The organism is Qipengyuania gaetbuli (assembly GCF_009827315.1).
GTDB classification, from domain to species: Bacteria; Pseudomonadota; Alphaproteobacteria; order Sphingomonadales; family Sphingomonadaceae; genus Qipengyuania; species Qipengyuania gaetbuli.
The window spans coordinates 37,501-62,644 of record NZ_WTYF01000003.1; the positions used below are offsets into that span (position 1 = coordinate 37,501).

14 protein-coding genes, 1 tRNA gene and 2 rRNA genes (1 of these 17 cut by a window edge) are annotated in these 25,144 nt (G+C 64.1%); 12 read left to right on the forward strand and 5 right to left on the reverse strand.

What is annotated here, in order from left to right; genetic code table 11:
- The 3 genes from GRI42_RS00460 to GRI42_RS00470 form a co-directional block, all read left to right on the forward strand.
- Nucleotides 1-1,201: ribosomal RNA gene (locus tag GRI42_RS00460) — 23S ribosomal RNA — on the forward strand; it begins 1,589 nt to the left of the window's first position.
- Nucleotides 1,202-1,316: 115 nt separating this feature from the next.
- Nucleotides 1,317-1,431, forward strand: a 5S ribosomal RNA gene (rrf, locus tag GRI42_RS00465).
- Nucleotides 1,432-1,549: 118 nt separating this feature from the next.
- Nucleotides 1,550-1,626: transfer RNA gene (locus tag GRI42_RS00470), tRNA-Met, on the forward strand.
- Between the two features lie 110 nt (nucleotides 1,627-1,736).
- Here the strand turns inward: GRI42_RS00470 and GRI42_RS00475 are convergent.
- The gene (locus GRI42_RS00475; protein WP_160606114.1) at nucleotides 1,737-3,065 is read right to left on the reverse strand and encodes a sigma-54-dependent transcriptional regulator; all 1,329 of its coding nucleotides are present in this window, start codon (nucleotides 3,063-3,065) and stop codon (nucleotides 1,737-1,739) included.
- Entirely contained in the window at nucleotides 3,062-4,738 is a 1,677-nt protein-coding gene (locus GRI42_RS00480) for a sensor histidine kinase (RefSeq protein WP_160606115.1), read from the reverse strand. Before GRI42_RS00480 ends, GRI42_RS00475 begins: the two co-directional genes overlap by 4 nt.
- Nucleotides 4,739-4,948: 210 nt before the next feature.
- On the opposite strand from GRI42_RS00480, the gene GRI42_RS00485 reads away from it, so the two are divergent.
- From GRI42_RS00485 to GRI42_RS00525, 9 genes are all read left to right on the forward strand, one after another.
- On the forward strand, nucleotides 4,949-6,322 hold the full coding sequence (locus GRI42_RS00485) for a dicarboxylate/amino acid:cation symporter (protein ID WP_234033764.1): 1,374 nt from the start codon (nucleotides 4,949-4,951) through the stop codon (nucleotides 6,320-6,322).
- Entirely contained in the window at nucleotides 6,319-7,266 is a 948-nt protein-coding gene (locus GRI42_RS00490) for an alpha/beta hydrolase (protein WP_160606117.1), read from the forward strand. The genes GRI42_RS00485 and GRI42_RS00490 overlap by 4 nt, the downstream gene beginning before the upstream one ends.
- A 13-nt stretch (nucleotides 7,267-7,279) precedes the next feature.
- Nucleotides 7,280-10,324 (forward strand): TonB-dependent receptor domain-containing protein, encoded by a 3,045-nt coding sequence (locus tag GRI42_RS00495; protein WP_160606118.1) that lies wholly within the window; start codon nucleotides 7,280-7,282, stop codon nucleotides 10,322-10,324.
- A 24-nt stretch (nucleotides 10,325-10,348) separates the two neighbouring features.
- Entirely contained in the window at nucleotides 10,349-11,530 is a 1,182-nt protein-coding gene (locus GRI42_RS00500; protein WP_160606119.1) for a M14 family metallopeptidase, read from the forward strand.
- A gap of 174 nt (nucleotides 11,531-11,704) precedes the next feature.
- Nucleotides 11,705-14,872, forward strand: a complete 3,168-nt coding sequence (locus tag GRI42_RS00505; RefSeq protein WP_160606120.1) for a TonB-dependent receptor domain-containing protein — start codon at nucleotides 11,705-11,707, stop codon at nucleotides 14,870-14,872.
- A gap of 93 nt (nucleotides 14,873-14,965) precedes the next feature.
- The gene (locus GRI42_RS00510; protein WP_160606121.1) at nucleotides 14,966-15,751 is read left to right on the forward strand and encodes a hypothetical protein; all 786 of its coding nucleotides are present in this window, start codon (nucleotides 14,966-14,968) and stop codon (nucleotides 15,749-15,751) included.
- Nucleotides 15,748-17,355, forward strand: a complete 1,608-nt coding sequence (locus GRI42_RS00515) for a tetratricopeptide repeat-containing sulfotransferase family protein (RefSeq protein ID WP_160606122.1) — start codon at nucleotides 15,748-15,750, stop codon at nucleotides 17,353-17,355. The genes GRI42_RS00510 and GRI42_RS00515 overlap by 4 nt, the downstream gene beginning before the upstream one ends.
- 58 nt (nucleotides 17,356-17,413) lie before the next feature.
- Nucleotides 17,414-19,429 (forward strand): TonB-dependent receptor plug domain-containing protein, encoded by a 2,016-nt coding sequence (locus GRI42_RS00520; RefSeq protein WP_160606123.1) that lies wholly within the window; start codon nucleotides 17,414-17,416, stop codon nucleotides 19,427-19,429.
- A 30-nt stretch (nucleotides 19,430-19,459) separates the two neighbouring features.
- The gene (locus tag GRI42_RS00525) at nucleotides 19,460-20,353 is read left to right on the forward strand and encodes an HpcH/HpaI aldolase/citrate lyase family protein (protein WP_407692145.1); all 894 of its coding nucleotides are present in this window, start codon (nucleotides 19,460-19,462) and stop codon (nucleotides 20,351-20,353) included.
- Here GRI42_RS00525 and GRI42_RS00530 read toward each other — a convergent pair.
- From GRI42_RS00530 to GRI42_RS00540, 3 genes are all read right to left on the reverse strand, one after another.
- Nucleotides 20,350-21,084, reverse strand: a complete 735-nt coding sequence (locus tag GRI42_RS00530; protein WP_160606125.1) for a 3'(2'),5'-bisphosphate nucleotidase CysQ — start codon at nucleotides 21,082-21,084, stop codon at nucleotides 20,350-20,352. The two genes, GRI42_RS00525 and GRI42_RS00530, sit on opposite strands and share 4 nt — an antisense overlap.
- Before the next feature lie 87 nt (nucleotides 21,085-21,171).
- Nucleotides 21,172-22,599 (reverse strand): sugar MFS transporter, encoded by a 1,428-nt coding sequence (locus GRI42_RS00535; protein WP_160606126.1) that lies wholly within the window; start codon nucleotides 22,597-22,599, stop codon nucleotides 21,172-21,174.
- A 105-nt stretch (nucleotides 22,600-22,704) separates the two neighbouring features.
- Nucleotides 22,705-25,140, reverse strand: coding sequence for a glycoside hydrolase family 3 protein (locus GRI42_RS00540; protein ID WP_160606127.1), 2,436 nt, complete (start codon nucleotides 25,138-25,140; stop codon nucleotides 22,705-22,707).
- Between the last annotated feature and the right edge of the window lie 4 nt (nucleotides 25,141-25,144).

Sequence of the window (25,144 nt, forward strand, 5' to 3'; positions counted from 1 at the left end):
CTGAAGGAACTCGGCAAATTGCCTCCGTACCTTCGGAAGAAGGAGGCCCTGGATCGAGGCAACTCTTTTCAGGGGGCACAGGCCAGGGGGTAGCGACTGTTTAGCAAAAACACAGCACTCTGCTAAGTCGGCTTCAAGACGACGTATAGGGTGTGACGCCTGCCCGGTGCTCGAAGGTTAAGAGGAGGAGTGCAAGCTCCGAATTGAAGCCCGAGTAAACGGCGGCCGTAACTATAACGGTCCTAAGGTAGCGAAATTCCTTGTCGGGTAAGTTCCGACCTGCACGAATGGCGTAACGACTTCCCCACTGTCTCCAGGATATGCTCAGCGAAATTGAATTCTCCGTGAAGATGCGGAGTACCCGCGGTTAGACGGAAAGACCCCGTGCACCTTTACTGCAGCTTCAGAGTGGCATTAGGAAAGAGTTGTGTAGCATAGGTGGGAGGCTTTGAAGCGACGGCGCCAGCTGTCGTGGAGCCATAGGTGAAATACCACCCTGCTGTTTTCTGATGTCTAACCAGCTACCGTTATCCGGTAGTGGGACCCTCTGTGGCGGGTAGTTTGACTGGGGCGGTCGCCTCCTAAAGAGTAACGGAGGCGCGCGATGGTAGGCTCAGGACGGTTGGAAACCGTCTGCAAGAGTGCAATGGCATAAGCCTGCCTGACTGCGAGACTGACGAGTCGAGCAGAGACGAAAGTCGGTCATAGTGATCCGGTGGTCCCTCGTGGAAGGGCCATCGCTCAACGGATAAAAGGTACGCCGGGGATAACAGGCTGATGATTCCCAAGAGCTCATATCGACGGAATCGTTTGGCACCTCGATGTCGGCTCATCACATCCTGGGGCTGGAGCAGGTCCCAAGGGTTTGGCTGTTCGCCAATTAAAGTGGTACGTGAGCTGGGTTCAGAACGTCGCGAGACAGTTTGGTCCCTATCTGCCGTGGGCGTCGATACTTGAAAGGAGTTGCCCCTAGTACGAGAGGACCGGGGTGAACGTACCTCTGGTGTACCAGTCATCCTGCCAAGGGTGCCGCTGGGTAGCTATGTACGGACGGGATAACCGCTGAAAGCATCTAAGCGGGAAGCCTCCCTTAAGATAAGGTATCTTCGAACCGTCGTAGACCACGACGTTGATAGGCCGGGTGTGGAAGCGCAGTAATGTGTGGAGCTAACCGGTCCTAATAGTTCTTTTCGCGCTTGTAGGATCCCACCATCAACGACAGCCCTGCGCTGTCTTGGTCGGAGGAAATCTCCAAAGCCGGATAAGCCCAGAAAAGCTCAAAGCATCGATTTAACCCATGTCCGCCAGCTCTATTGCTTGGTGACCTTAGCGTCTGTGACCCACCCGATCCCATCTCGAACTCGGCCGTGAAACCGGACAGCGCCGATGGTACTAGTGCCTAAGCACTGGAAGAGTAGGTCGTCGCCAGGCATTAAAGCCGGCGGGCATCGGGATAACCCATTCACAGTTTCAAAAAGGCCGCTGCCGGTGCGAACCGAGCGGCGGCTTTTTCGTCTCTGGGCCAAGCGCCCGGATGACGGCACGGTGCCGCGGGGTGGAGCAGCCCGGTAGCTCGTCAGGCTCATAACCTGAAGGTCGTTGGTTCAAATCCAACCCCCGCAACCACCGTTACTAGCCTTGTAGGCCACAAGACCCCGCTGATTTCAGCGGGGTTTTTTGATTCCGGGGCCAGTTCGAGCGAGGAGGGTGCGCCGCCGGCAGGCTGGAGAGCTTTTTCAATCGCTGCGGAAGTCGCCCGGCCGCAAGCCGTGCCGCGCAAGCTTGTCGTAAAGTGTCTTCCGCGGGATCGCGAGTTCGGCCTGTACCGTGCCGATGCTGCCCGATGCCCGGGACAAGGCGTCTTCCAGAACCGTTCGTTCGAATTTCGCAAGCATGTCCTTGAGGCTCGTGCTGCCGGTTATCGGCGGGCCGGACGGCTCCATGCGAGTCAACCCGAGGACGAACCCCTGCGCATAGGACCGCAACTCGCGCAGATTGCCCGGCCAGTCATGGGTCAGGAGGTGATGCCAGTCGCCTTCCATGACGGGAGGTGCGGCACGGTCGAGAAGCAGTTCGAATTCCGCGACGAACCGGCGGAAGAAATCCGGAATATCCTCACGCCGGTCGGTCAGGGACGGGACCGGTACGGTCACGCCGGCCAGCCTGTCGACCACGTCGGCGGTGGCCTTCGACTTTGCCTTCGCATTCGCGCGGTTCGCGCCCGAAATGGCGATGATGCGGATATCGACCTGGTAGGGCCGGCTCGCGCCTAAAGCCAAGAAACTGCGCGTGTCGACGAGATTGGCCAGCCGGGCGCGGGCCTTGCGCGGAATATTGTCGATGGCATCGAGAACCAGCGTGCCTCCATTGGCGCGTTCGACCATGCCAGAGCGTGACAGGGCGACCGATGGATCGCGTCCGTAAAGGAGAAGATCCGCTTCCTCGTTTGCAAAGATGGCCGGGTCGACCACGACGAAAGGTCGGTCGGCTCGCGCGCTCTTGTCGTGGATGTGTCGGGCCAGAGCGCTCTTCCCGGTGCCCGGCGCACCGCGCAAGACGAGGTCGGCGTCGGTCTGGGCGACTTCGCTGACGATCGCTTCTAGCCTGCGCGAAGCGGGAGAGCGTCCAAAGGCGCTCGGCCCACCTTGGTCGGCGAGTTCGGCACGCAGCTTGCGGTTTTCCAGCACCAACGCGCGGCGCCCGAGCGCCCGCTCGACCGACATGGCCAGGCGCGACACCGAATAGGGCTTGGGGAAGAAGTCGGCTGCACCGTTCTTCATCGCCTCGACCGCCATGTCGACGTCGCCGTGAGCGGTCGTGAAAATGACCGGTATGTCGGGGTCGAGCTCGCGCAATCGGGCGAAGAACTGGATACCGTCCATGCCCGGCAGCCGGACGTCGCTCACCACCACGCCTGCAAATTCGGGCGAGAGGATGCGGAGCGGCGTCTGCGCCTCGCTATGGGCCTCGACCGCGTAACCCTCGAGTTCGAGCGCCTGTGTGACACCCGCGCGCAGCGCGTCGTCATCCTCGATCAACAGTACCGTTGCACCTTTGGCTGTCATCGGTGCCTCGGGATGATCATCGTGAAAGTGGTGTGCTGCCGGTTGGCGTCGAAGACGAGGTCACCCGAAAGGTCGCGCATGATCTCGCGGGCGATGACTAGGCCGAGTCCCAGTCCGTCATCCTTGCTGGTTGCGAAGGGGTGGAACAGCGTATCCCGGCTCGCTGCCGGGATTCCGTGCCCTTCGTCGACGACATGAAGGTGCACGGCATCGGGCAGGAGCGCGATTTCGATGGCGATCCGTCCGCCGAAGTCGGTCGCATCAAGGGCGTTCTGGAGCAGGTTCACCAGAACCTGTTCCAGGCGGACGTGTTCGGCCTCAACCGTGACCCTGCGCAGATCCTCCTCGGGAAGGTCGATATCCCTCCCGTGCGAATGGATGCGGTCGCGCAGTAGCAGCAGGGCACCGTCGATGATTTCTCCAATGGCCACAATCCGTTTCTCGCCCGGCTGGCGGCGGCCGAAGCGCCGAAGCTCGCTCGTGATCGCCCCGATGCGGTCGGCAAGGGAGACGATTTCGCTAAAATTCTGCGCTGCCTGGCCGGTCTCGCCGGCGGCGACCAGCTTTGACCCGCTTTCCGCGAACACGCGGATGGCCGATACCGGTTGGCCGATTTCGTGGTTCACCCCGGCAGAGATCTGGCCGAGTGTCGCGAGACGATTTGCCTGCGACAGTTGTTCGCGCAGCGTGCGCGTGCGCTGTGCGACAACCGCTTCTTCGTGCGCACGCCGCCGGCGATTGGCCGCGAACAGGGCAAAGATGACCGCGAACACGACAACCGCAATCGAGACCAGTACCAGGCGCCCGGTTGCCAAGGCCGCAGCCACGCGCGGCCCTGGATCGACGATGAGGTGGATATCCCAACCGGCAGGCCCGATGGCCTGCTGCGCTTCGACCAGCGGAACCTGCACGATCTCGCCGGACGCACCTGCAAGGGGCAGCTCGAGCCGCGGCAATTCGGCAATCCCGAACTGCCGGAGGTCTTCTGCCGGGTCGCGGGGAGCGGCAGGGGCGCTGCCGGTCAGATGGAAGCGCCATGCTTCTTCGCTGGTCAGCAGTACCACGCCCTCGCGGTCGGTCACGTAGACTCCGCGCGTTGCGCGGCGCCAGTTCTCTTCCGTGCGATCGAACTCGACCTTGACCGCGACAACGCCTGAAGGAGCATTCGAAGGGCCGACGCGCGCAGCGATATAGAGCCCCGGCTTGCGGCTGACCGTGCCGAGCGCGAACTGGGTCGAAGACCCCTTGTCCATCGCCTCGCGGAAATAGCTGCGGAAGGCATAGTTGGAATTCACGAAGCTGGTGGGCAGGGCATGATTGCTTGCCGCGAGGGTCAGTCCTTGCGCATCCATCACGTAGATCGCCGCGGCATCCGATTGCGATGCCAGGGTTTCCAGCCGGCGGTCGAGCGCGCGCGCTGCGTCGCGGTCGCCTGCCACCAGCGCCTTCACCTGCGGATCTTCTGCCAGCGCGAGAGGAAGCAGGCTGAACTTGTCGAGTTCGCTGGAAAGGCTGGACGCGAGAATCGCCGCGCCGTCCATGGCCGCTTCTTCCTCGGCGACCAGCGCGTTGGCGCGCATCACGTCGTCGGTCTTGATGATGGCAAAGAGAGCAAGCGCCACCAGCAGCGCGATGGCAGCCAGCCTGCCCGGTTGTGCCCTCCACCCCTTCATGGATGAGAGTTGTGCGAGTTTTCGCACAAACTGCAACCATCGTGTGTGAAAAACCGCACAAATTTAGGGTCGGAAATTGGTAACATCATGATTTTACGACAGTATCATAATTGCTTTGTCGTGATTGCCGCTCTCCGCACTGCGCGCGATTATCTCGCCCGAGCGGCGAAGACCGCCGATTTGGGGAGAGGATTATTGGTCGCAGCTGAGCTGGTCGCGGATTCGGGCGGGACGCCGGATCGCAAGGTGCCGATCTACCGCAAGCTCTATGCGCAGGTTCTGGCGGCCATCGTCGTCGGCGCCTTGGTGGGCCATGTCTACCCGGAGTTCGGCGCTTCGCTGAAACCGCTCGGCGATGCCTTCATCAATCTGGTGAAGATGATCATCGCGCCGGTTATCTTCGTAACCGTGGCCACCGGTATCGCAGGCATGAAGGACATGTCTTCCGTTGGCAGCGTGGCCTGGAAGGCCTTCGCCTATTTCCTGTTCTTCTCGACCCTTGCGCTGATCATCGGCCTGATCGTGGCGAACGTGGTCCAGCCGGGTGCCGGGCTCAACATCGATCCGGCCACGCTCGATACCGAGGCGGTTTCCAATTACGCGAGCACTGCCGAAGAGCAGACGCTTAGCGGCTTCCTCCTCGGCATCATTCCGACCACCCTCTTCAGCGCGGTAACGAGCGGATCTATCCTGCAGGTCCTGCTGGTCGCCATCCTCAGCGGCGTCGCCATCGCCGCGACGCGGCCCCACAGCGACCTCGTGTTCGACGTGCTCAGCTCTTTCGGCCAGGTCATCTTCAAGCTGGTGCACATGCTGATGAAGCTGGCACCCATCGGGGCCTTCGGCGCAATCGCCTTCACCATCGGGGAATTCGGCATCGGCTCGCTCGCCAGCCTCGCGAAGCTAGTGGCGACATTCTACATCACCTCGCTGCTCTTCGTGCTCGTCGTGCTGGGAGTGGTGGCATGGGCCACCGGCTTCTCGATCTTCGCGCTCATCAAATATTTGCGCGAGGAACTGCTGCTGGTGCTCGGCACATCCTCCTCGGAAGCGGCACTGCCCAGCCTGATGGAGAAGATGGAAATCGCCGGATGCCGCAAGCCGGTGGTCGGGCTGGTCGTGCCGACGGGCTATTCCTTTAACCTCGACGGCACGAACATCTACATGACGCTGGCCGCACTGTTCATCGCGCAGGCAGTGGGTATCGACCTGTCGCTGGGCGAACAGATCGCGCTGGTGCTGGTCGCCATGGTCAGTTCCAAGGGCGCGGCGGGCGTTACCGGGGCCGGCTTCGTAATCCTCGCCGCAACGCTTTCGGTCGTGCCGTCCGTGCCGGTTGCCGGCATGGCGCTGATCCTCGGCATCGACCGCTTCATGAGCGAATGCCGTGCTCTGACCAATTTCGTCGGCAACGCCGTTGCCACCATCGTCGTGGCGAAGTGGGAAAACGCGCTCGACACCGACCGGCTTGCCGCCGCCATGGCGGGCAATCCGATGCCGCTGCCCGGAGAGGACATCGAGCGGCACGAACGCAGCGGGCCCCACAGCGAGGCGATCAGCGAATCCCTTGGAGGAGCTGTATGATCAACCGGCGCGGGTTTCTCTCCTCGAGCGCGCTGGTGGCGGGTGCGGCGGGCCTGGCGATGTCGGGCGCGCGCGCACTCGCCCACCCCTACGAGGAAATCATGCTCTGGCCCGGTTCGCCGCCGGGCAGGGGAGGGCCCACGGGTCCGGAAAAGATCGGCACCGAAGGCGCAGGCTACGGCGCGGTCTCGAACATCTCGACCCCCCGGATGCGCGTCTACCGGCCCAACCATCCCAACGGCATGGCCGTGATGATCTGCGGCGGAGGCGGCTATTTCCGGATCCAGCTGTGGAAGGAAAGCGAGCCCGCGGCGCGCTGGCTGCAGGACCGCGGCTTCACCGTCTTCGACCTCATCTACCGCCTGCCGAACGATGGCTGGGATGCGAGCGCGCCCTTCGCCGATGCGCAGCGCGCAATGAAGATCATCCGCTCGCGCGCGAAGGATTTCGGCATCCGTCCCGACCGGATCGGGGTGATGGGGTTCTCCGCCGGCGGGCACCTGGCAGGCTACACCGCCTACCGGCCCGACCATGCGCTTTACGAGGGCAGCGACCGGTTCGAGACGGCCAGCGCAAAGCCCGATTTCGCAGCGCTGCTGTTCCCGGTGGTGTCGCTGCGCAAGCCCTACGACACCACGCGCACGCGGCGCGAGATCATCGGCGAGAACCCGACCAGCGCGGCAGAAGATGCCTGGTCGCTCGATACCCATGCGAGCAAGGACGCGCCGCCGACCATCATCTTTGCCTCTGCCGACGATCCGATCACGTCGCCGGGGCATGGCATCACCTTGTTCCAGGCCCTGAAGGCAAAAGGCGCGGCGGCGGAACTGCATATTTTCGAGGACGGAGGCCACGGTTGGGGCCTCGGTTCGAGCGACCAGATCCTGAACCAGTGGCCGGGTATTTTCGAAACCTGGCTCACCAGGCGGACATTCGAGGAATAACGGGGAGAATTCCATGCGTATCAAGACCATTGCCAGGATCGGCCTGCTTGGAGGCACCAGCCTCCTTGCCGCCACCACCGCACAGGCGCAGACCACCGCGCCCGCACCCGCCGCTGCCGTGGAGCAGCCCGTGACCGAGGAGGACGAGCAGGTCATCGTCGTCACCGGCTCGCAGATCCAGGGTGCCCAGATAAACGACGTGCTGCCGGTCACCGTGCTCGACGAGCAGGCGATCGAAAACACCGGTGCATCTTCGGGCGACGAACTGTTCCGCGCTATCCCGCAGGCCGGTACGGTTGCATTCAACGAACAGAACGCCACCACGCAGAACAGCGCGCGCGGCGACGTCGGCTCGATCAATTTGCGCGATCTCGGCACGGGCAACACGCTGCTGCTGATCAACGGTCGCCGCATGACGTTGCACCCGGGTTTCCAGACCGAACTGCTGGTCCCGGTGGTCAGCTCCGACACCAACGAGATCGCACCCGGCAGCATCCGGCGGATCGAGGTCCTGCGTGACGGCGCTTCGGCCATCTACGGGGCCGACGCGGTCGCCGGTGTCATCAATACCGTCCTCAAGGGCAATCTCAACGGCGGTTTCGTGGAAGGTGACTGGCGCGCTTCGGACGGCACCAGCCTTTACAGCTATCGCCTGAGCGGTGGCCTCGGATTCGATTTCGGCGGCGGACGGGGCAACATGACCGTCTACGGCGGCTATTACTACGAAAACGGCATGCCGACTTCGGAACGCGAATATGCTGCGGACGAAAACCGCCTGCCGCTGGTCGAAGGCACCGATTTCGAAGGCGACGCCTCGTTCAACAACCGCAACACCTTCGGCCCGTTCGGCCAGTTCGACATCCAGGCCCCGTCGAGCCGCACGCCGATCGGCGATGACGACTTTTACCTGCAGCCGGACTATTTCCCGGGCTGCCGCCTCGATTTCGGCAATGGCGTTTGCGCGCGCAACGGCACCACGCCGACTACCGCCGTGCGCTACAACCAGAACTACGACGGCACGCTGATCAGCGAGAAGAAGCGCTACAATGCGATGGCGCTGCTCAACTACGAGCTGACCAGCAGCCTCGAGGCCTATTTTGAAGGCAGCTTCTACCGCTCCGAAAGCCGCCGCAACAACGAGGCCTCGGCGATCCTCGGCGCAGTGCCGATCGGCATTTCGCGCAATGCCTACTGGAACCCCTTCGGTCCCGTCGGCAGCCCGAACCGCCTGCCGGGCACGACGATTGCCTCTGGCGGTGCGGACGTCATCATGGAGCGTTACCGCTTCGTCGATGTCGGCAGCCGCGACGTGTCGGTCGACAAGGACGTCTATCGCCTGGTCGGGGGCCTGCGCGGCAATTTCGGCTCGTGGGACTTTGATACCGGCGTGCTCTATTCGGAAGCCAGGACCGATGACATTGCGCGCAATCGCGTGTCGCTGACGCTGGCGCAGGAAGCCATCAACCGCACCGGCCCCGATGCCTACAACCCGTTCAACGGCGGGTGCCTGGGCGATCCGGGCGAGGGCGACTGCACGCCCAATCCGGAATCGGTGATGGATTCCATGCGGATCGACGTCTTCCGCAAGGGCGGCACCAGCCTTGCCCTGGCCGACTTCAAGGTCAGCCGTGACGACCTGTTCTCGCTTCCGGGCGGAAACCTGGGCGTGGCGGCAGGTGTCGAATGGCGCCGCGAGACCTTCTTCGACGATCGCGACCCGCGTCTCGACGGCACGATCACCTTCACCGACAGCGTGACGGGTGACTTCAACGGCAGCGACGTCGTCGGCACCAGTCCTTCGCCCGACACCAGCGGCGAGCGCGAGGTCTATTCGGCTTTTGCCGAAGTCTTCGTACCGCTCGTCAGCCCTGAAATGAACATCCCGCTGGTCGAGGAATTCAACGTCCAGCTGGCCGGCCGGATCGAGCGCTTCACCGATATCGACGAGACCGCCATGGTCCCGCGTATCGCGGCCTCGTGGACGACCTTCCCGGGCGTCACGCTTCGCGGTGCCTGGTCGGAAGGCTTCCGTGCCCCGAACCTGGTGCAGGTGAACGACGAGGGCACCACCCGCGTCAACACCCGCGACGACTTCGTCTTCTGCCAGGCGCAGGTCGAGAAGGGCCTGCTGGCCAATCTGGGCGCCTGCCCGGGGGCGAGTACCGTCAGCTTCCGTTCGGGCACCGAGAACCTCGTTCCCGAAGATAGCGAAAGCATCAATCTCGGCATCGTGCTCGAGCCGGAATTCATTCCCGGCCTGACGCTGACCGCCGACTACTGGCGCGTGAAGCAGACCGGGCTCGTCGGCACGTTCGGAGACGATAACGCCATCGCGCTCGACCTGCTGCGCCGCCTCAACGGCGACACGAACCCGAACGTGATCCGCGCCGATCCGACGGCTGAGGACATCGCGCTGTTCGCCGGTACGAGCCTCGCCCCCGCCGGTTCGATCATCCAGGTGCTCGACCCCTATCTCAACCTCGACAGCCGCGTGTCGAAGGGCTGGGACTTCGGCCTGTTCTACCGCGTGCCCGATTTCGGGCTCGGCAAGTTCCGCCTGCGCTTCAACGCGGCGCGCCTGAACAGCTTCGTACAGTCCGCTGGCCCCGACAGCCAGGAACTGCTGGAGGGCATCGCCAATGGCGAACTTCCGACCGACGTCACGGTGGGCGGCCTTGGCGAACTGCTCGAGGTCGACGGGCGTCCCAAGTGGCGCTTCAGCGGCTCGGTCAACTGGGAAAGCGGTCCGGTGGATGTCGGCCTCTTCACCAACTATGTCGGCGAGGTCTGGGACACGAGCGTGACGCGCGACGTGCTGCTGGATACGGACGATCCCAACGGCAACTTCTTCCGTGTCAAAGACCAGATGACCGTCAACCTGTCGATCGCCTATTCGATCGACAACGACACCGCGCTGGACGGCACCCGCCTCCGGTTCGCCATCAACAACCTCTTCGACAAGGATCCCCCGCTGGCGGACGAGCAGTTCGGTTATTACAGCGAACTGCACAGTGCGCGCGGCCGGGTGTTCCACATCGAACTGCGCAAGGAGTTCTGACCTGGAGGGTTGCAAGCAGTGAAGATGCGACACCTGATAATCTGGGTCGCATTGGCCACGGGGGCATGCTCGACGAGCGTGCCCCCGTCGGTGCATTCGGGTCCCGTAGCTGCGGCCAGTGGCTGCGCCACCCCGGCGGTCCGGATAGATTTCGATTTCGAAGGCGCCGCGCTGTCGCGCTGCGTCATTAACGGCGAGCGCGAATTCACCCTTCTGGTCGCACCAGAGCACGCCCCGCCGATCAACCCGAGCCCTTGGTACGCCTTCCGCTACGAGGCAGGGCAGGGCGCACCGATTACAGTCCATCTCGACTATCTCGTCGGCGACCATCGCTACATTCCCAAGTGGAGCGACGGCAGCACCTCTCGGCAGCTTGCGGTCGAGCTGTCACAGGACGGCAAGCGGGCGAGCTTCGTCCTGCCCGCTGGCAGCGCGCGCGTCAGCGCGCAGGAGGTGCTCGATACGCGCTGGCATGGGAGGGCGATCGACCGCTGGAAAAGCACCGGCGGCGAACGGATCGTGCTCGGCCAATCGCACGATAAGCGCCCGGTAGAGGCATTGACGCTCGGAAGCGCAAGTGCGGAGCGGCTGGTCGTGCTCCTCGGCCGCCAGCACCCGCCCGAAGTGAGCGGGGCGGTTGCCATGGAAGCATTCGTCGACCGCATTGTCGAACGGTTGGCTGAGGATCCTGGCCTGGCGGAGAGATATCGTTTCTTGGTCGTCCCATTGGTCAATCCCGACGGTGTTGCGCGGGGCCATTGGCGGGCCAACCGCGGCGGGCAAGACCTCAACCGCGACTGGGGCATCTTCTCGCAGCCCGAGACGGCGGCGGTGAAGACCTGGCTCGACGCAAACGCGACAGCGCACCGGCCGGTTGTCATGATCGACTTCCATTCGACCCGCAGCAATCTGTTCTACGTGCAAGGCGAAGAGGAGACCGACGCGCGCGAGCAAGCATTCCTCGATAGCTGGCTTGGGCAATTGGCGGGAAAGCTTGAGGGCTTCGAATTCACCATCGAACGGCGTAATGCGAACCCCGGCTCCGGCACTTCGAAGAACTGGTTCCACGAGACATTCGATATCCCCGCCTATACCTATGAAGTGGGCGACGAGAGTGACCGCTCCGCCACGCAGTCCGCTGCGAGGCGAATTGCCGACCGCTTCATGGAAACACTCCCGATAGCGGCGAATTCTCCGCAGGATTGATCACTCGGGTGGGAAAAAGGCTTTGCCAACAATGGTTAGGCCGCGCGCTTGGTGTGTTGCCACTATGCCGCACTAGAGGCCCATAACGGGGGAATAGTCGGCTCGTGCCTTGCATCTTGCAGGGGGGTGCAGCACTCCGTTCGCATCCAGAAGAGTTCCTACACGAGGGGTTTGATGCTCAAGACCAAATCGGGTTACGCATTCGCGAGCCGTTCCATCCTGTGCGCAGGGGCAGGCCTTGCCGCCATCGCACTTTCCACCAGCGCCGCAGCGCAGGACACCCAGCAGGAAGAGCCTGTAACCGTCGACACCGCGGAAGAAGAGCTTCCGCCGGCAATCGTCGTGACCGGTTCGCGCATCACCTCGGTGAACCAGTTCAACAGCCCGGACCCGATCTCGATCGTCAGCCCGGAAATCGCTCGTCAGGAAGGCAAGCTCGACCTCGCCAGCGCCCTGCAGAGCTCGCCGGTCGCTGCGGGTTCGACCCAGATCACCTCGGCCCTGTCGTCGAACTTCGTAACCAACGGCGGCCCCGGCGCCCAGACCATCGACCTTCGCGGCCTCGGCCCGAACCGTACCCTGGTCCTGCTTAACGGCCGTCGCGCCGGCCCGGCAGGTACGCGCGGTGCGGTTTCGTCCTTCGACCTCAACGTCCTGCCGCTGTCGATCGTCAACGACATCCAGATCCTGAAGACCGGCGCATCGTCGATCTACGGTTCGGACGCGATCGCGGGCGTGGTGAACATTTTCACCGGCAATCGCGAAGACGGCCTGACGGTCGACTTCAACGTCTCGGTTCCGTTCGATTCCGGCGGCGAGGAATATCGCGGCAGCATCGCCTACACGAAGAACTTCGGTCGTGGCCACATCACGCTGGCGGCCGACTATTCGCACACCAACGAGCTGGCTCGCGGCGACCGCAGCTACCTCGCCTGCCCTGAAGCCTATATCTTTGACGAGAGCGGCAACCGTTCGGATCTCATCGACCCGCGCACGGGCCAGCCGCACTGCGAAGATCTTCGCTGGGGTCACATCTGGACCTACAACCTGATCGACAACCTGCGCCTCGACGGCCCGGGCGGTCCCGACACCGGCACGCAGACCTCGCCGTTCGGTCGTACCGTGCTCCTGCAGTACCAGTATGCCAATGGTGCGGGCGGCGGCGCGCTCAACATTCCCGCATACGGTGCAGCCTCGGGCGCGTTCGACTTCGTCGCGCCGGCCGGCTGGTTCCCGACCGGATACGATGCTGCATCGATGGCCGTCCAGAACGCCTATCACCCGTTTGTGGAGCAGGCGACGATCATTCCCGAAACCGATCTCTACACGGTTTACGGTGAAGCATCCTTCGAACTGGCTGATTCGGTCGAGCTGTTCGGCGAGTTCCTCTACAACCGCCGCGAAACCTACCAGAACGGCTGGCGCCAGTTCTGGAACTTCGGCTGGACGGGCGACCTCTACACCACTGGTGCCGGTAACTACTGGAACTATTGGGCGGACGGCTTTGCCGGTTACAACTTCATCAGCCCGACCGCGATCACCGATCAGTCGGACAACAGCCAGAAGGTCGACTACCTGCGCGGTGTCGGCGGCGTGCGCGGCGATATTTCGACCGGCGGCAACTGGAAGTACGAAGCTTACGTCCAGTACAGCCGCAGTGACGGCAAGTACCGCTCGCAGCAGATCCTCCAGGATGCCTACGACAGCGGTTACTTCCAGTACTCGTCCTGCGTCGGCACGACGCTGCCCGTCTCGGGTCGCCAGTGCATCGACATTCCGTGGACCGATCCGGAATTCCTCCGCGGCAACCTGACGCAGGAGCAGATCGACTTCCTGTTCGACTGGGAAGAAGGCCAGACGATCTACACCCAGCTTTCGGGTGAAGCAGTCGTCTCGGGCGAACTGTTCGAGCTACCGGCCGGCCCGCTGGGCATCGCCGTCGGTGTCGTGGCTCGCCGCGACGAGATCGAGGATACGCCGGGTGCGATCACCCTCGCCGGCAACGCATGGGGCACGACCACCGGCGGCATCACTGCCGGTAAGAGCGTCACCACCGAAGCCTTCGGCGAACTCAGCGTCCCGATCCTTGCAGACACGCCCTTCTTCGAAGACCTCACCCTGTCGCTTGCAGGCCGCCTCACCAACGTGACGGCGACCCGCGCTTCGGACGGTGTCGAGGACGAAGACAACGGCAACTTCACCTACAAGATCGGCCTCAACTGGGCGCTGACCGACTGGCTCCGCTTCCGCGGCAGCTACGGCACCTCGTTCCGCGCTCCGGCGCTGTTCGAGCAGTTCCTCGCCGACGAGACGAGCTTCGTCAGCCAGCGTTTCGACCCCTGCATCAACTGGACTGCAGGCCTGAACGACGGCACGACCTCGCAGCGCGTCGCCGACAACTGCGCCGCTGACGGCATCCCGGGCAACTACGGCGGCGGCGGTATCACTGCCACGGCGTTCTCCTCGGGCGGTCTCGGCAATCTCGAGGCCGAAACCTCGAAGGCCAAGGTCATCGGTGTCGTCCTGACGCCGGATCTCCCGTTCCTCGGCGATACGAAGCTCAGCCTTGCGGTCGATTACTTCGACATCGAAGTGAACGGCGAAATCTCGCAGCTTGGCCCGGTGGCCATCCTCAACGGCTGCTACTCGTCGGAAGACTTCGCGAACGAACCGCTGTGTGACTTGTTCACTCGTGGCCAGAACGCGACGGCTATCTACCAGATCAACGAGATTTACGACCAGTACATCAACATCGCGAGCCAGCGTAACTCGGGTGTCGATGCCTCGCTCAACATCTCGCACGACATGGGCGATCTCGGCCTGCTGACGCTGCGTGCAGAAGCCACTTGGCAGACGCGCGACAACTTCCAGCTGCTGCCGACATCGGAAGTGGAAAGCGACAATGGCGAAGCGGGTTCGCCCGACTGGGTCGGCGACTTCCGCGCAACCTGGGCCCATCCCTCGGGCTTTAGCGCATTCTACGGCATCAATGTCATCGGCGGCACGTCGAACGAGGAAGACTTCCTCTCCGACAATGGCGGCGATCCCTGCCTTGAATCGTTCAACCGCGACAATCCGGCCGGCGATCTGCCGATCTACGGCCGCTATTGCCCGGACCTGACGACGCCGACGACGTTCTACCACAACTTCTCGATCAGCCAGGAAATCGCCGATGGCCGTGCGGAAGTTACGCTGGGCGTCAGCAACATCTTCGATACGCGCCCGCCGCGCGTGTCGCTGTTCAACGGCGGCCAGATCAGCACGCTGGGCCCGGTGGTTGCTGCCTCGCAGTATCCGTTCGTCGGTCGCCGTGCCTTCATCAACGCATCGATGAAGTTCTGATCGCGAAAGCATAGGGCGGGATACCGTCCACAAGAACGGGGCGGCATGGCAACATGTCGCCCCTTCTGTTAGGGCCTCCCCCAAGGAGCAAAAATGCCGGAAATTCTGGTTCAGCGAGACAATCTGGACGAAGCGAGCAGGCGGTTCGAGCAGGCGAGGCTGGAACGGCCTGTCTTCCTCAATTCCATCCCCAAGAGCGGTAGCCACCTGCTGCGCAACATCATGCGGATGTTCGTGCCGGTGGAGCAGACCTACCCGGCGGATTTCATCCAGTGGGGCAACCTGCAGGCGCACCGCCAGGCCTTTGATCCGTCCACTCCGAAGCTGAGCTGGGGTCACCTGTTCTACGCCGATGCCTCAGCCATCGAGACTGCCCCCACACACCGCATCCTGCTTTACCGCGATCCCTACGACTGGGTCATCGCCCGCGCGCGCTTCATCCTGTCGGACCAGTTCCAGGGGAATGTCGGACACCTGAGCAGCGGCGTCCTGTCGGGTGACGAGCTGCTGACGATGATGATTTTCGGCCTGCCGCAGAAGCTTCCTTCGCTCAACGACATTTACGAACTCAACGCGGCCGCATGGCTTGGCGCGCGTTGTCATGTCGTCAAATACGAAGACCTCATGCGCCACCTCGCCGACCTCGACAGCGACGCAGCGGAAACATTCTTCTCCGACCTCCTCGAGGCATCGGGTATCGCCAAGCCTGCCGATTGGCGCGACCGCGTGCGCACCGGTTCCGCGCGCGAGGAAAGCGCGACTGCGCGGGAAAATCTTACCGGCGTAGGTATCGAATTGCCCAGGGAACTTGGCGAACGTCACCGTGCGCTCGTCGACTACCAGGCTCCGGGCCTGCGCAAGGTATTGGGCTACACATGAACGGCAATGTGACCAACGGGCCGGGCGCCGGCACGATCTCCATCCATCCGCGCCTGTTCCCCGCGCGGGAAATGATCGAGGACGGCAAGTACGAGCAGGCCGCGCAATATCTCATCGGGTTCCTGCGCCAGAACCCCGAGAACCCGCAGGCGCTGGCTATGCTCGGGCTGGCGGCCAACCGGCTCGGCGCGCTGGGGCAGGCAGAACACTTCATGCGCAAGGCCATCCAGATGGGCGCGCGCGAATATGACAACCGGTTCCAGTTGGCGACGATCCTCAACCAGCAGGCACGGCCGGTCCCGTCGGCAAGGATGCTGGAAGCGCTCCAACAGGAACGGCCCGATGCCAACACCCGTCTGCTGCTCGCATCGATCTACGAGAAGATCGGCGAAAGCGAGCGGGCGCGCGCAATGTATGCCGAACTGGCACAGCAACATCCCGACCACGCGCCGACGCTCATCGCCTACGGGCACAGCCTGCGTTCGGCGGGCCAGGTCGACGAGGCAGTCGCGGCATACCGGCAAGCCATCGCTGCCGACGACGGTTTCGGCGATGCCTGGTGGGGGCTGGCCAGCATTAAGGCGAAAATCCTCACCGACGAGGATATTGAGACGATGCGCGCGGCGCTGGCTATCGCCATCGACGAACGCAATATCGCGCCGCTCCATTTCGCCCTCGCGCGGGCATTCCACGACCGCAAGCAGCACGCCGAGGCGTTCGAGCATTACAAGCTGGGCAATGACCTGCGGGCGAAATCGCTCGACTACAATGCCGAGGAACTGAGCAGTGAGGTTTCGGAAACCTCGCGCATGGTCGACGCGGCCTACCTGTCCAAGATGTCGCAGGTGCCGGTCGGGGATGCCGTTCCGGTGTTCATCATCTCGCTGCCCCGTTCGGGGTCGACCCTGCTCGAGCAGATGCTCGGCTCGCATTCGCAGATCGAGCCGGTAGGCGAATTGCCCTATGCGCCGGCCATCCTGCGCAGTTTCATGGAGATGGCCACGCGCCGCGGGAAGCTCACCGTGCCGCAGGCGATCACGGCGCTGCCGAACGAGCAGGCTGCCGCCTTGGGGCGCGATTACATGGAGCGGGCAGAGGTGCACCGGACCGAAGGCACCCGCTTCTTCCTCGACAAACTGCCGCAGAACTGGAGCAATGTGCTCTTCATCCGCAAGATCCTGCCGCAGGCGCGCTTCATCGACATCCGCCGTCCGGCGATGGACTGCTGCTGGTCGAACTTCACCCAGTCCTTCACCAGCGCCCACCCTTCGTCTTTCACGCTGGAGGACATGGGCCGCGCCTATGCCGACAATGTCCGCCTGATGGCGCATTTCGACGCGGTTGCGCCGGGCATGATCCACCATGTCGATTACAGCGCTCTGGTCGAGGACCCGAAGACGCAGATCGGAGCCGCGCTCGATTACCTCGGGCTGGAGTGGGAAGACGATATCCTCCAGTTCCACCAGTCGGACCGCGTGGTGCGCACACCCAGTAGCGAGCAGGTTCGCCGTCCGCTCAACCGCGACGGGATGGAGGTCTGGAGGCCCTATGCCGAATATCTCGGTCCCTTGCGCGACACGCTTGGCGATCTGGCCGAGGCATAGCGATGCGGCGGCCGAGCATATCTTGACCCGCCGTTCCGCCTCGCCGAAAGCGTCGGCGATGAAAGACATCTCGCGAATTGGGGCCCTGCTTGTCTCCTCCATGGCGCTGTGCGCCCCGCTCAGCGCGCAAGACAGCGGCGAGGAGGATGCGGCCGTAATCGTCGTGACCGGGGAGGGGCTCTCCGAAACGCCCGCAGCACCGGCCTATGCGACGCAGGAGATCACGCGCGAGGAGATCGTCTCGAGCGTCTCGGGCAGGATCGAGGATGTTCTGTCGGGCGTCGCGGGTTTCCAGCAGTTCCGCCGTTCGGACAGCCGCTCGGCCAATCCGAGCGCACAGGGCGCGACCTTGCGGGCACTGGGCGGCAATGCCACCAGCCGCGCGCTGGTGCTGCTCGACGGCGTGCCGATGGCCGACCCCTTCTTCGGTTTCATCCCGTTCAGCGCCATCGCTCCCGAAACGCTGGGCGAGGTCCGCGTGACGCGTGGCGGCGGGGCAGGGCCCTTCGGCGCGGGCGCGCTGGCCGGTACGATCGAACTATCGAGCGCCGGGCTGGACGATCTCGGCGGCTTCGGCGCACAGGCGCTGGTGGACGACCGCGGCGGGACCGAGGCCTCGGCGCATGTCGCTGCAGGGCTTGGTGGCGGCTTCGGCGCCCTGTCGGCGCGCTGGGACCGCGATCCCGGCTTCTACACCACTCCAGAGGCAGATCGCGTGCCCGCTACCGCACGTGCGGCCTACGAGAGTTATTCGGTGCAGGTGCGCGGCGTCGTCCCGGTTGGCGAGACGATGGAATTGCAGGCGAGGGGGCTCGTCTACGACGATCGTCGGACCCTTCGCTTCGATGGGGCGGACAGCTCCAGCACGGGGCAGGATGCCAGCCTGCGCCTGGTCGGTCATGGTGAGTGGGCGTTCGAGGCGCTCGCCTATGTACAGGCACGCAATTTCACCAATGTCGTGATCAGTTCGACGCGGTTCGTGCCTGTGCTCGACCAGCGCAACACCCCCTCGACCGGGCTCGGCGGCAAGCTGGAGTTGCGCCCGCCGGTCGGCGAGGACCAAGTCCTGCGGATCGGTGCGGACTACCGCCGATCGGAGGGCGAGCTTTACGAGACGGCGATCAGCGCCTTTTCCGGCAACGTGACCGAGCGGCGTAATGCCGGCGGGGTCAGCAGCGACCTCGGCCTGTTCATCGAACACGACTGGACACTCGGCGCGCTGACGCTGACCGGCGGCGCGCGCATCGACCGCTACGCGATTTCGCAAGGCTTCTACGAAGCGCGCAATGCGGGCGGCATCCTGGTGCGGCGCGACGATTTCGCGGACAGGTCGGGCTGGGAGGAATCCTTCCGCGGCGGTCTGCTGTATCGCTTGGGCGACACTGCGCGGCTGCGCGCGGCGGCCTATACCGGCCTGCGCTTGCCGACGCTCAACGAGCTTTACCGCCCCTTCGTGGTCTTTCCCGTCACCACCAATGCCAACGCCGAGCTGAAGAATGAGCGCCTCATCGGATACGAGGTGGGCGTGGACCTCGAACCGGCGAAAGGCGTCGAGCTATCCGCGACCGTGTTCGAGAACCGCGTCGAGGATGCCATCGCCAATGTCACGCTGGACCCGGTGACCCGCCAACGTCGCAACATCGAGCAAATTCGCGCGCGGGGGGCAGAAGTCTCGGCGGGGCTCACCTTCGGCCAGCTGCGCTTCGACGGCTCGCTCGCCTATACCGATGCGAAGGCTTTCCAGCCCGGTGCGGATTTCGACGGCAATCGCCCGTCGCAGACCCCCCGCTGGACAGGCAGCGCGACGCTCGGCTGGCGCCCGGCGGATGGCTGGCTGCTGGCCGCCACGCTGCGGCATGTGGGCGACCAGTTCGAGGACGACCTTGAAAGCGACGTGCTGCCCGCCGCGACGACGCTGGGCGTTTTCGCGGAAATTCCATTCAGCGACCGGTTCGCGCTCGTCCTGCGCGCCGAGAACCTGACCGACGAGACAATCGTTACCCGCAACCAAGGCGGATCGATCGATTTGGGAACGCCGAGAACCGTCTGGGCCGGTGTGCGGCTTGGCCTGTAAAGAGAGCAATAATTCGAGAGGATGCCTGACGTGACCGATACCCCCGTGCTCCCCCCGCGTTTTCGCTCCTGGCTGTTCGCGCCCGGGGATAGCGAGCGCAAGATGGCCAAGGCGACCGAGGGCGAGGCCGACATCGTCATTTTCGACCTTGAGGATGCCGTCGCCGAGGAAGCCAAGCCCGCCGCTCGCGAAGGCATTCGCGCTTTCCTGCTCGCCCAGGGCGATGAGGCGCGGGCACGCCTGTGGGTGCGCGTGAACCCGCTGGACGGTCCGCATACGGCGGACGACCTTGCCGCGATCATGACGGGCAGGCCGGGCGGCATCATGCTGCCCAAATCGCGCGGGCGTCACGACGTCGAGGAACTGGACCGGCTGATAACGCCGCTCGAGGTCGAAATCGGCATTGTGCCGGGCTTCACGCCGGTCATCGCGCTGGTGACCGAAGTCGCCGCCGCCATGTTCACCACGGGCGATTACTCGGGCGCGCCGCGGCTTGCGGCCATGACCTGGGGGGCGGAAGACCTCGCCGATTCCATCGGCGCCCTGTCCAATAGGGGCGAGGACGGCGAATACACCTTTACCTACGAGCTGGCGCGCAGCCTCACCTTGCTCGGCGCTGCTGCAGCAGGCGTTCCGGCGATCGAGACCATCGACGGGGATTTCCGGAATCTCGGCGGCCTGAAGAAGCGCGCCGAACGGGTGCGCCGCGACGGCTATCGCGGGATGCTGGCGATCCATCCGGCACAGGTTCCGGTCATCAACGCAGCCTTCTCGCCCAGCGACGAGGAAGTGGCCGAAGCCCGCGAAATCGTGGCGCTATTCGAAGCCAATCACGGAGCGGGTACGATCGGACACAATGGTCGGATGCTCGACCGGCCGCACTTGTCGCGGGCGCGGCAATTGCTGGCGCAGGTTGAAGGTTAGGCCGACAGGCCTTCGACTTCGGACAGCACCCGTTCGGCATATTCGGGCCGGCAGATGAGCAGGTCCGGCATGTAGGTGTCCGCCTGGTTGTAGACCAGCGGGCTGCCGTCGATGCGGCTGGCGTGCAGGCCATGCGCAAGCGCGACCGCGACCGGCGCGGCGCTGTCCCATTCGTACTGCCCGCCGGTGTGGAGGTAGATTTCCGCCTCGCCGCGCACGACTGCCATCGCCTTGGCTCCTGCCGAGCCCATGGGCACGAGCTGCGCACCGATGGCGTCGGCAACCGCCACGGCCTCTGCTGCCGGGCGGGTGCGGCTCACCACCATGCGCGGCGTCGGGGCCGCAGTGGCAAGCGGACCGGGCGCATCGCTGCGCAGCACCAGGTCGAGGCCGGGGAGGGCCACCGCGCCGACTTCGGGCCGGCCCTCGATGCACAGCGCCACATGGACCGCCCAGTCGGACCGCTCCTCGCCATATTCGCGCGTGCCGTCGACCGGGTCGACGATCCACACGCGGTCCTTCGACAGGCGTTCGTCCGTGTCCTTGCGCTCTTCCGACAGGAGGCCGTCATCGGGGCGCTGCTGGTAAAGCGCATGGCAGAGGAACTGGTTGGCCGTCTCGTCGCCCGCGCGGCCCAGCGTCTTGCCTTCGAACATGCCGCTCGCACGCACTTCGAGCAGGATGCGACCAGCGGTCGCGGCAAGATGTGCTGCAAGATCGGCGTCGGTCATGGCGATTACATCGGGTCCAAAAGCTAGGGGGTCCGCATGGCAGACCGAAGTCGTCATGCGAACCCCCGAATTTACATCTTGGCGGGATCAGGCGACGGCAGGGCGCCGTGCGTAGATGCCGAAGGCGGCGATAATGCCGTAGCAGATCACCGGGATCACCATGGCAAGCGCCAGGTTGCCGCCGGTGGCATCCGCGACCACGCCGTAGAGCAGGGGGACCACCGCGCCGCCGAAGATGGCGACGTTAATGATGCCCGAGCCGTCTGCCGCACGCGGACCAAGCTTCTCGCAGGCGAGCGAGAAGATGGTCGGGAACATGATGGAATTCATCAGGCCCACGGCCAGCAGCGAATAGGCAGCCACCTGGCCTGCGGTATTGGCCGAGATAACGATCAGCAGGATCGCGCCGATGGCGTTGAAGGCCAGGATCTTGCCCGGGCTGAAGACGCGCAGCAGGCCCGAACCGATGAAGCGGCCGATCATGGCGCCGCCCCAGTAGAGGCCGATCATCCAGCCGATCACGCTTTCCGGCTCGCCCAGCACGCGCTCGGTCGAGAGATAGTTGATGATGATCGAACCGATGGCGACTTCCGCGCCGACGTAAAGGAAGATGCACAATGCGCCGAAGCTGAAGCGTGTGCGCCGCAGCAGGGCGTTATCGTACAGCCAGACCACCGGTGCAGCCAGAATGAAGAGCACGCCGAGCCAGCCGCTCACGTTGAGAGCGAGGAATGCACCCGCCGCCGCCAGCGCCAGGCCGACGAGATAGCGGCCGTTCGACACCAGTTCGCCGTCACCCATGATCTTCTCGTCATGCGGGAGGCGGTTGCGGAACATCCAGACGGCTGCGGCAACAAGCGCGATCAGCGCGGCAACGCCGAGATAGCCCTGCCAGATCGCTTCGCTCTCCGCGGCGCGATAGGCTTGCAGCTCGGCGCCCGACAGCTGGTCGGCCGACATGTTTGCGAGGCTGCCGAGGATCACGGCAGCGCCGACGATCGGGAAGACCGTGGTGCCCAGCGAATTGAACGCCTGTGCGAAAGTCAGGCGGCTGTGGGTGGTGGACGGCGGCCCAAGCAGGCTGATGAGCGGGTTCGCCACCACCTGGACGATCACCACGCCGCTGGCGAGGATGAACAGCGCACCGAGGAAGATGGCATAGGTTGCCGTCTGGCTCGCCGGGATGAACAGCAGGCAGCCCAGGATCATCGTGGCAAGGCCTGCCACTGCGCCGCGCATGTAGCCGATCTTCTTGACCAGCTTCGCCCCGGGGATACCGATCACGAGGTAGGCGGCGAAGAAGCAGAACTGCACCAGCATCGCTTCGGTGTAGCTGAGCGTGAACAGCTCTTTCAGCTTGGGAATGATCACATCGTTCAGCGAAGTGATCCCGCCGAAGATGAAGAACAGGCCCATCACGAAATACTGCAGGCCCGGTGCATTTACCGGCGGCGTGTCGTCGTCGACGACCGGTGCCGGATCGGTGCTCGACGATACGTCAGGTGCCAATGCCATTCAGTTTACCCTCCCAATGGCCGGCGACCCGATGAATTGCCGGCATTCCTAATCTGTCCGGTTTGCCAGCCTTACGGGCTCAGGCAAAGCGAATACGAATGTCCCTCAGAACGTGCATTCCGTGCCTTCCGGCAGGTCTTCGCGCGATACCGACGCGATGCCGAAGGTCAACTTGGACCCGGTCGCGAATTCGATCCGGTTGCCGAGTGTCGCTGCACAGGCCGCGGTAACGACCATTTCGCGCCAGCCCTTGTCGCCTGCGTGCTGGAATTCGCGCGTCACGTCTATCGTGGTGGCCTGGTCGCCATTTGCGACGGTCAGGCTGACCGGGCCGGTCGGGCGGCCCAGCACCTGGTAGGTGATGCGATAGGCGCCGCTGCCGCCATCGGGCTGCAGGATGCCGAAGCGCGAGCCCGGCTGCATGGTGATTTCACGCGCATCTTCCTGCGCATTGCGATCGACCCCGCGGATGGCGACGCCTGCCGCACTCGAAGTACCGCGCATCTGGGCGAGCATGTCGCTCGCCATGGAGAGGTTTCCGCCTGCGGCGTAGGCAACCACGCCCGAGGCGAGGCGGCCCGAGCCGAACAGTTCGGAACTGTCGAAGCTCTCGAGTGCAAGGCAGTTCTCGTCGAGCTGGCCGAGCGGCGAGGTATCCTCGAGGCTGCGGCCATAGCCGAAAGCAAATAGCGCGCCTTCAGGGCCGTTCACGGGCTTGCCGCTGCAATCGGCAGGCCAGGAAAACGACAGGCGGCCGGTTGCAGGGCGCGCGCCGGTAAGGACGTCGGCCACACCTGCGCCTTCGCTACCCGGCAGCCAGGATGCGACGAAGGCATCGGCGGCGTTCAGCTCGCGGTTCATCCACATGGGACGGCCCGAAAGGAAGACAGCAACGGTCGGAATGCCCTTTTCGCGGAACGAGCGGAGCAATTTCAGCCCTTCTTCGTCGCGGAAAACCATGTCCCCCTGGTCGCCGGCGAATTCGGCATAGGGCTTCTCGCCGAACACGACGATGGCGACGTCGGGGCGCGCGCTGAAGCTGCCGTCGGGCGAGAGGGTGGCAGTGCCGCCCTTGCCCGTAACCGCTTCCTTCAGCCCGTCCCAGATGGAACTGGCATTGGGGAACAGCGCGCCGTTCTTGCCGGCATCGCCGCCCATCACGTATTCGCTGCCGCCCTGCCATTCGAGCGTCCAGCCGCCCGATGCCTGGCCGATATCGTCTGCGGCAGTGCCGGCGACCAGCACCTTTGCGCCGCTACGCAACGGGAGGACGCCGTTGTTCTTCAGGATGACCTGCGAACGGGCCACGGCCTCGCGCGCGATGGCACGGTGTTCGCTCGAAGCGAGCTTGTCGAACTGTCCGGCATAGCCGCGTTCCGACGGACGCTTTGCATCCGCGCCGAGCAGGCCGGCGCGGTACTTGACCTTGAGGACCCGGGTCACCGCCTCGTCGAGGCGGGCCATCGGGATGGTGCCGTCCTTGACCTGCGCGACCAGAGTTTCCATCAGCGCCTTCCAGTCGTCGGGCACCATGTAGATGTCGAGCCCGGCGAGCAGCGACTGCGCGCAATCCGTGACCGTGCAGCCGGCGACCTGGCCGTGGCCGTTCCAGTCGCCCACCACCAGACCGTCGAAGTCCATGCGATCGCGCAGGACGCCGGTCAGCAGGGCCTCGTTGCCGTGCATCTTGCGGCCGTTGATCGAGTTGAAGCTGGCCATGACCGATTCGACGCCCGCCGCGATAGTCGCGGGGTAGGGGCGGCCATGCAGCGCGATCAGCCGCTCGATATCGCCGTTCACTTCGCCCTGGTCGACGCCATTGGCCGTGCCGCCATCGCCGAAGAAGTGCTTGGCGGTGGCAATCACGTGACCGTCGCCGAGGAAATCGGGATCACCCTTGCGACCCTGCAGACCCTCGACAAGTGCGGCGCCCAGCTTGGCCACGAGATCGGGATTTTCGGAATAGCTCTCGTAGGTCCGGCCCCAGCGGTCGTCCTGTGCGACGGCAACCGTGGGCGAGAAGTTCCAGTCGATGCCGGTAACCTCGATTTCGACCGCGGTGGCCTTGCCGATGCGACGGACGAGATCGGCGTCGCCGGCCGCGCCGAGCGCAATATTGTGCGGGAAGATGGTCGCGCCCACGACATTGGTGTGCCCGTGGACGGCATCCGTACCCCACATGGTCGGGATTGCCGGTTCGCCGTTTGCGAGCGGCTCTACCGAGGCATCGTACATTTCGTCGGCAAGGCGCAGCCATTCGGAAGCGGGGGCGAACTCGTCGCCATAGGGGCCGCCGTTACCGCCATTGAGATAGCTGCCGAAGCGGTAGCGCCGCATGTCTTCGGCAGTGAAGGAATTGATCTGCGGCTGGATGAGCTGTGCGACCTTGCGCTCCAGGCTCATACGCGAAACGAGGTCGGTTACGACGGCGTCTTCGGCCGAGACTGCGGTTGCGGCAGGTGCGCTCTCGACGTCGCCCGGAACAGTGGTGCACCCCGCCGCGGCAAGGGCTGCTGCCGTTGCCAACCAATACGCTTTCATTATC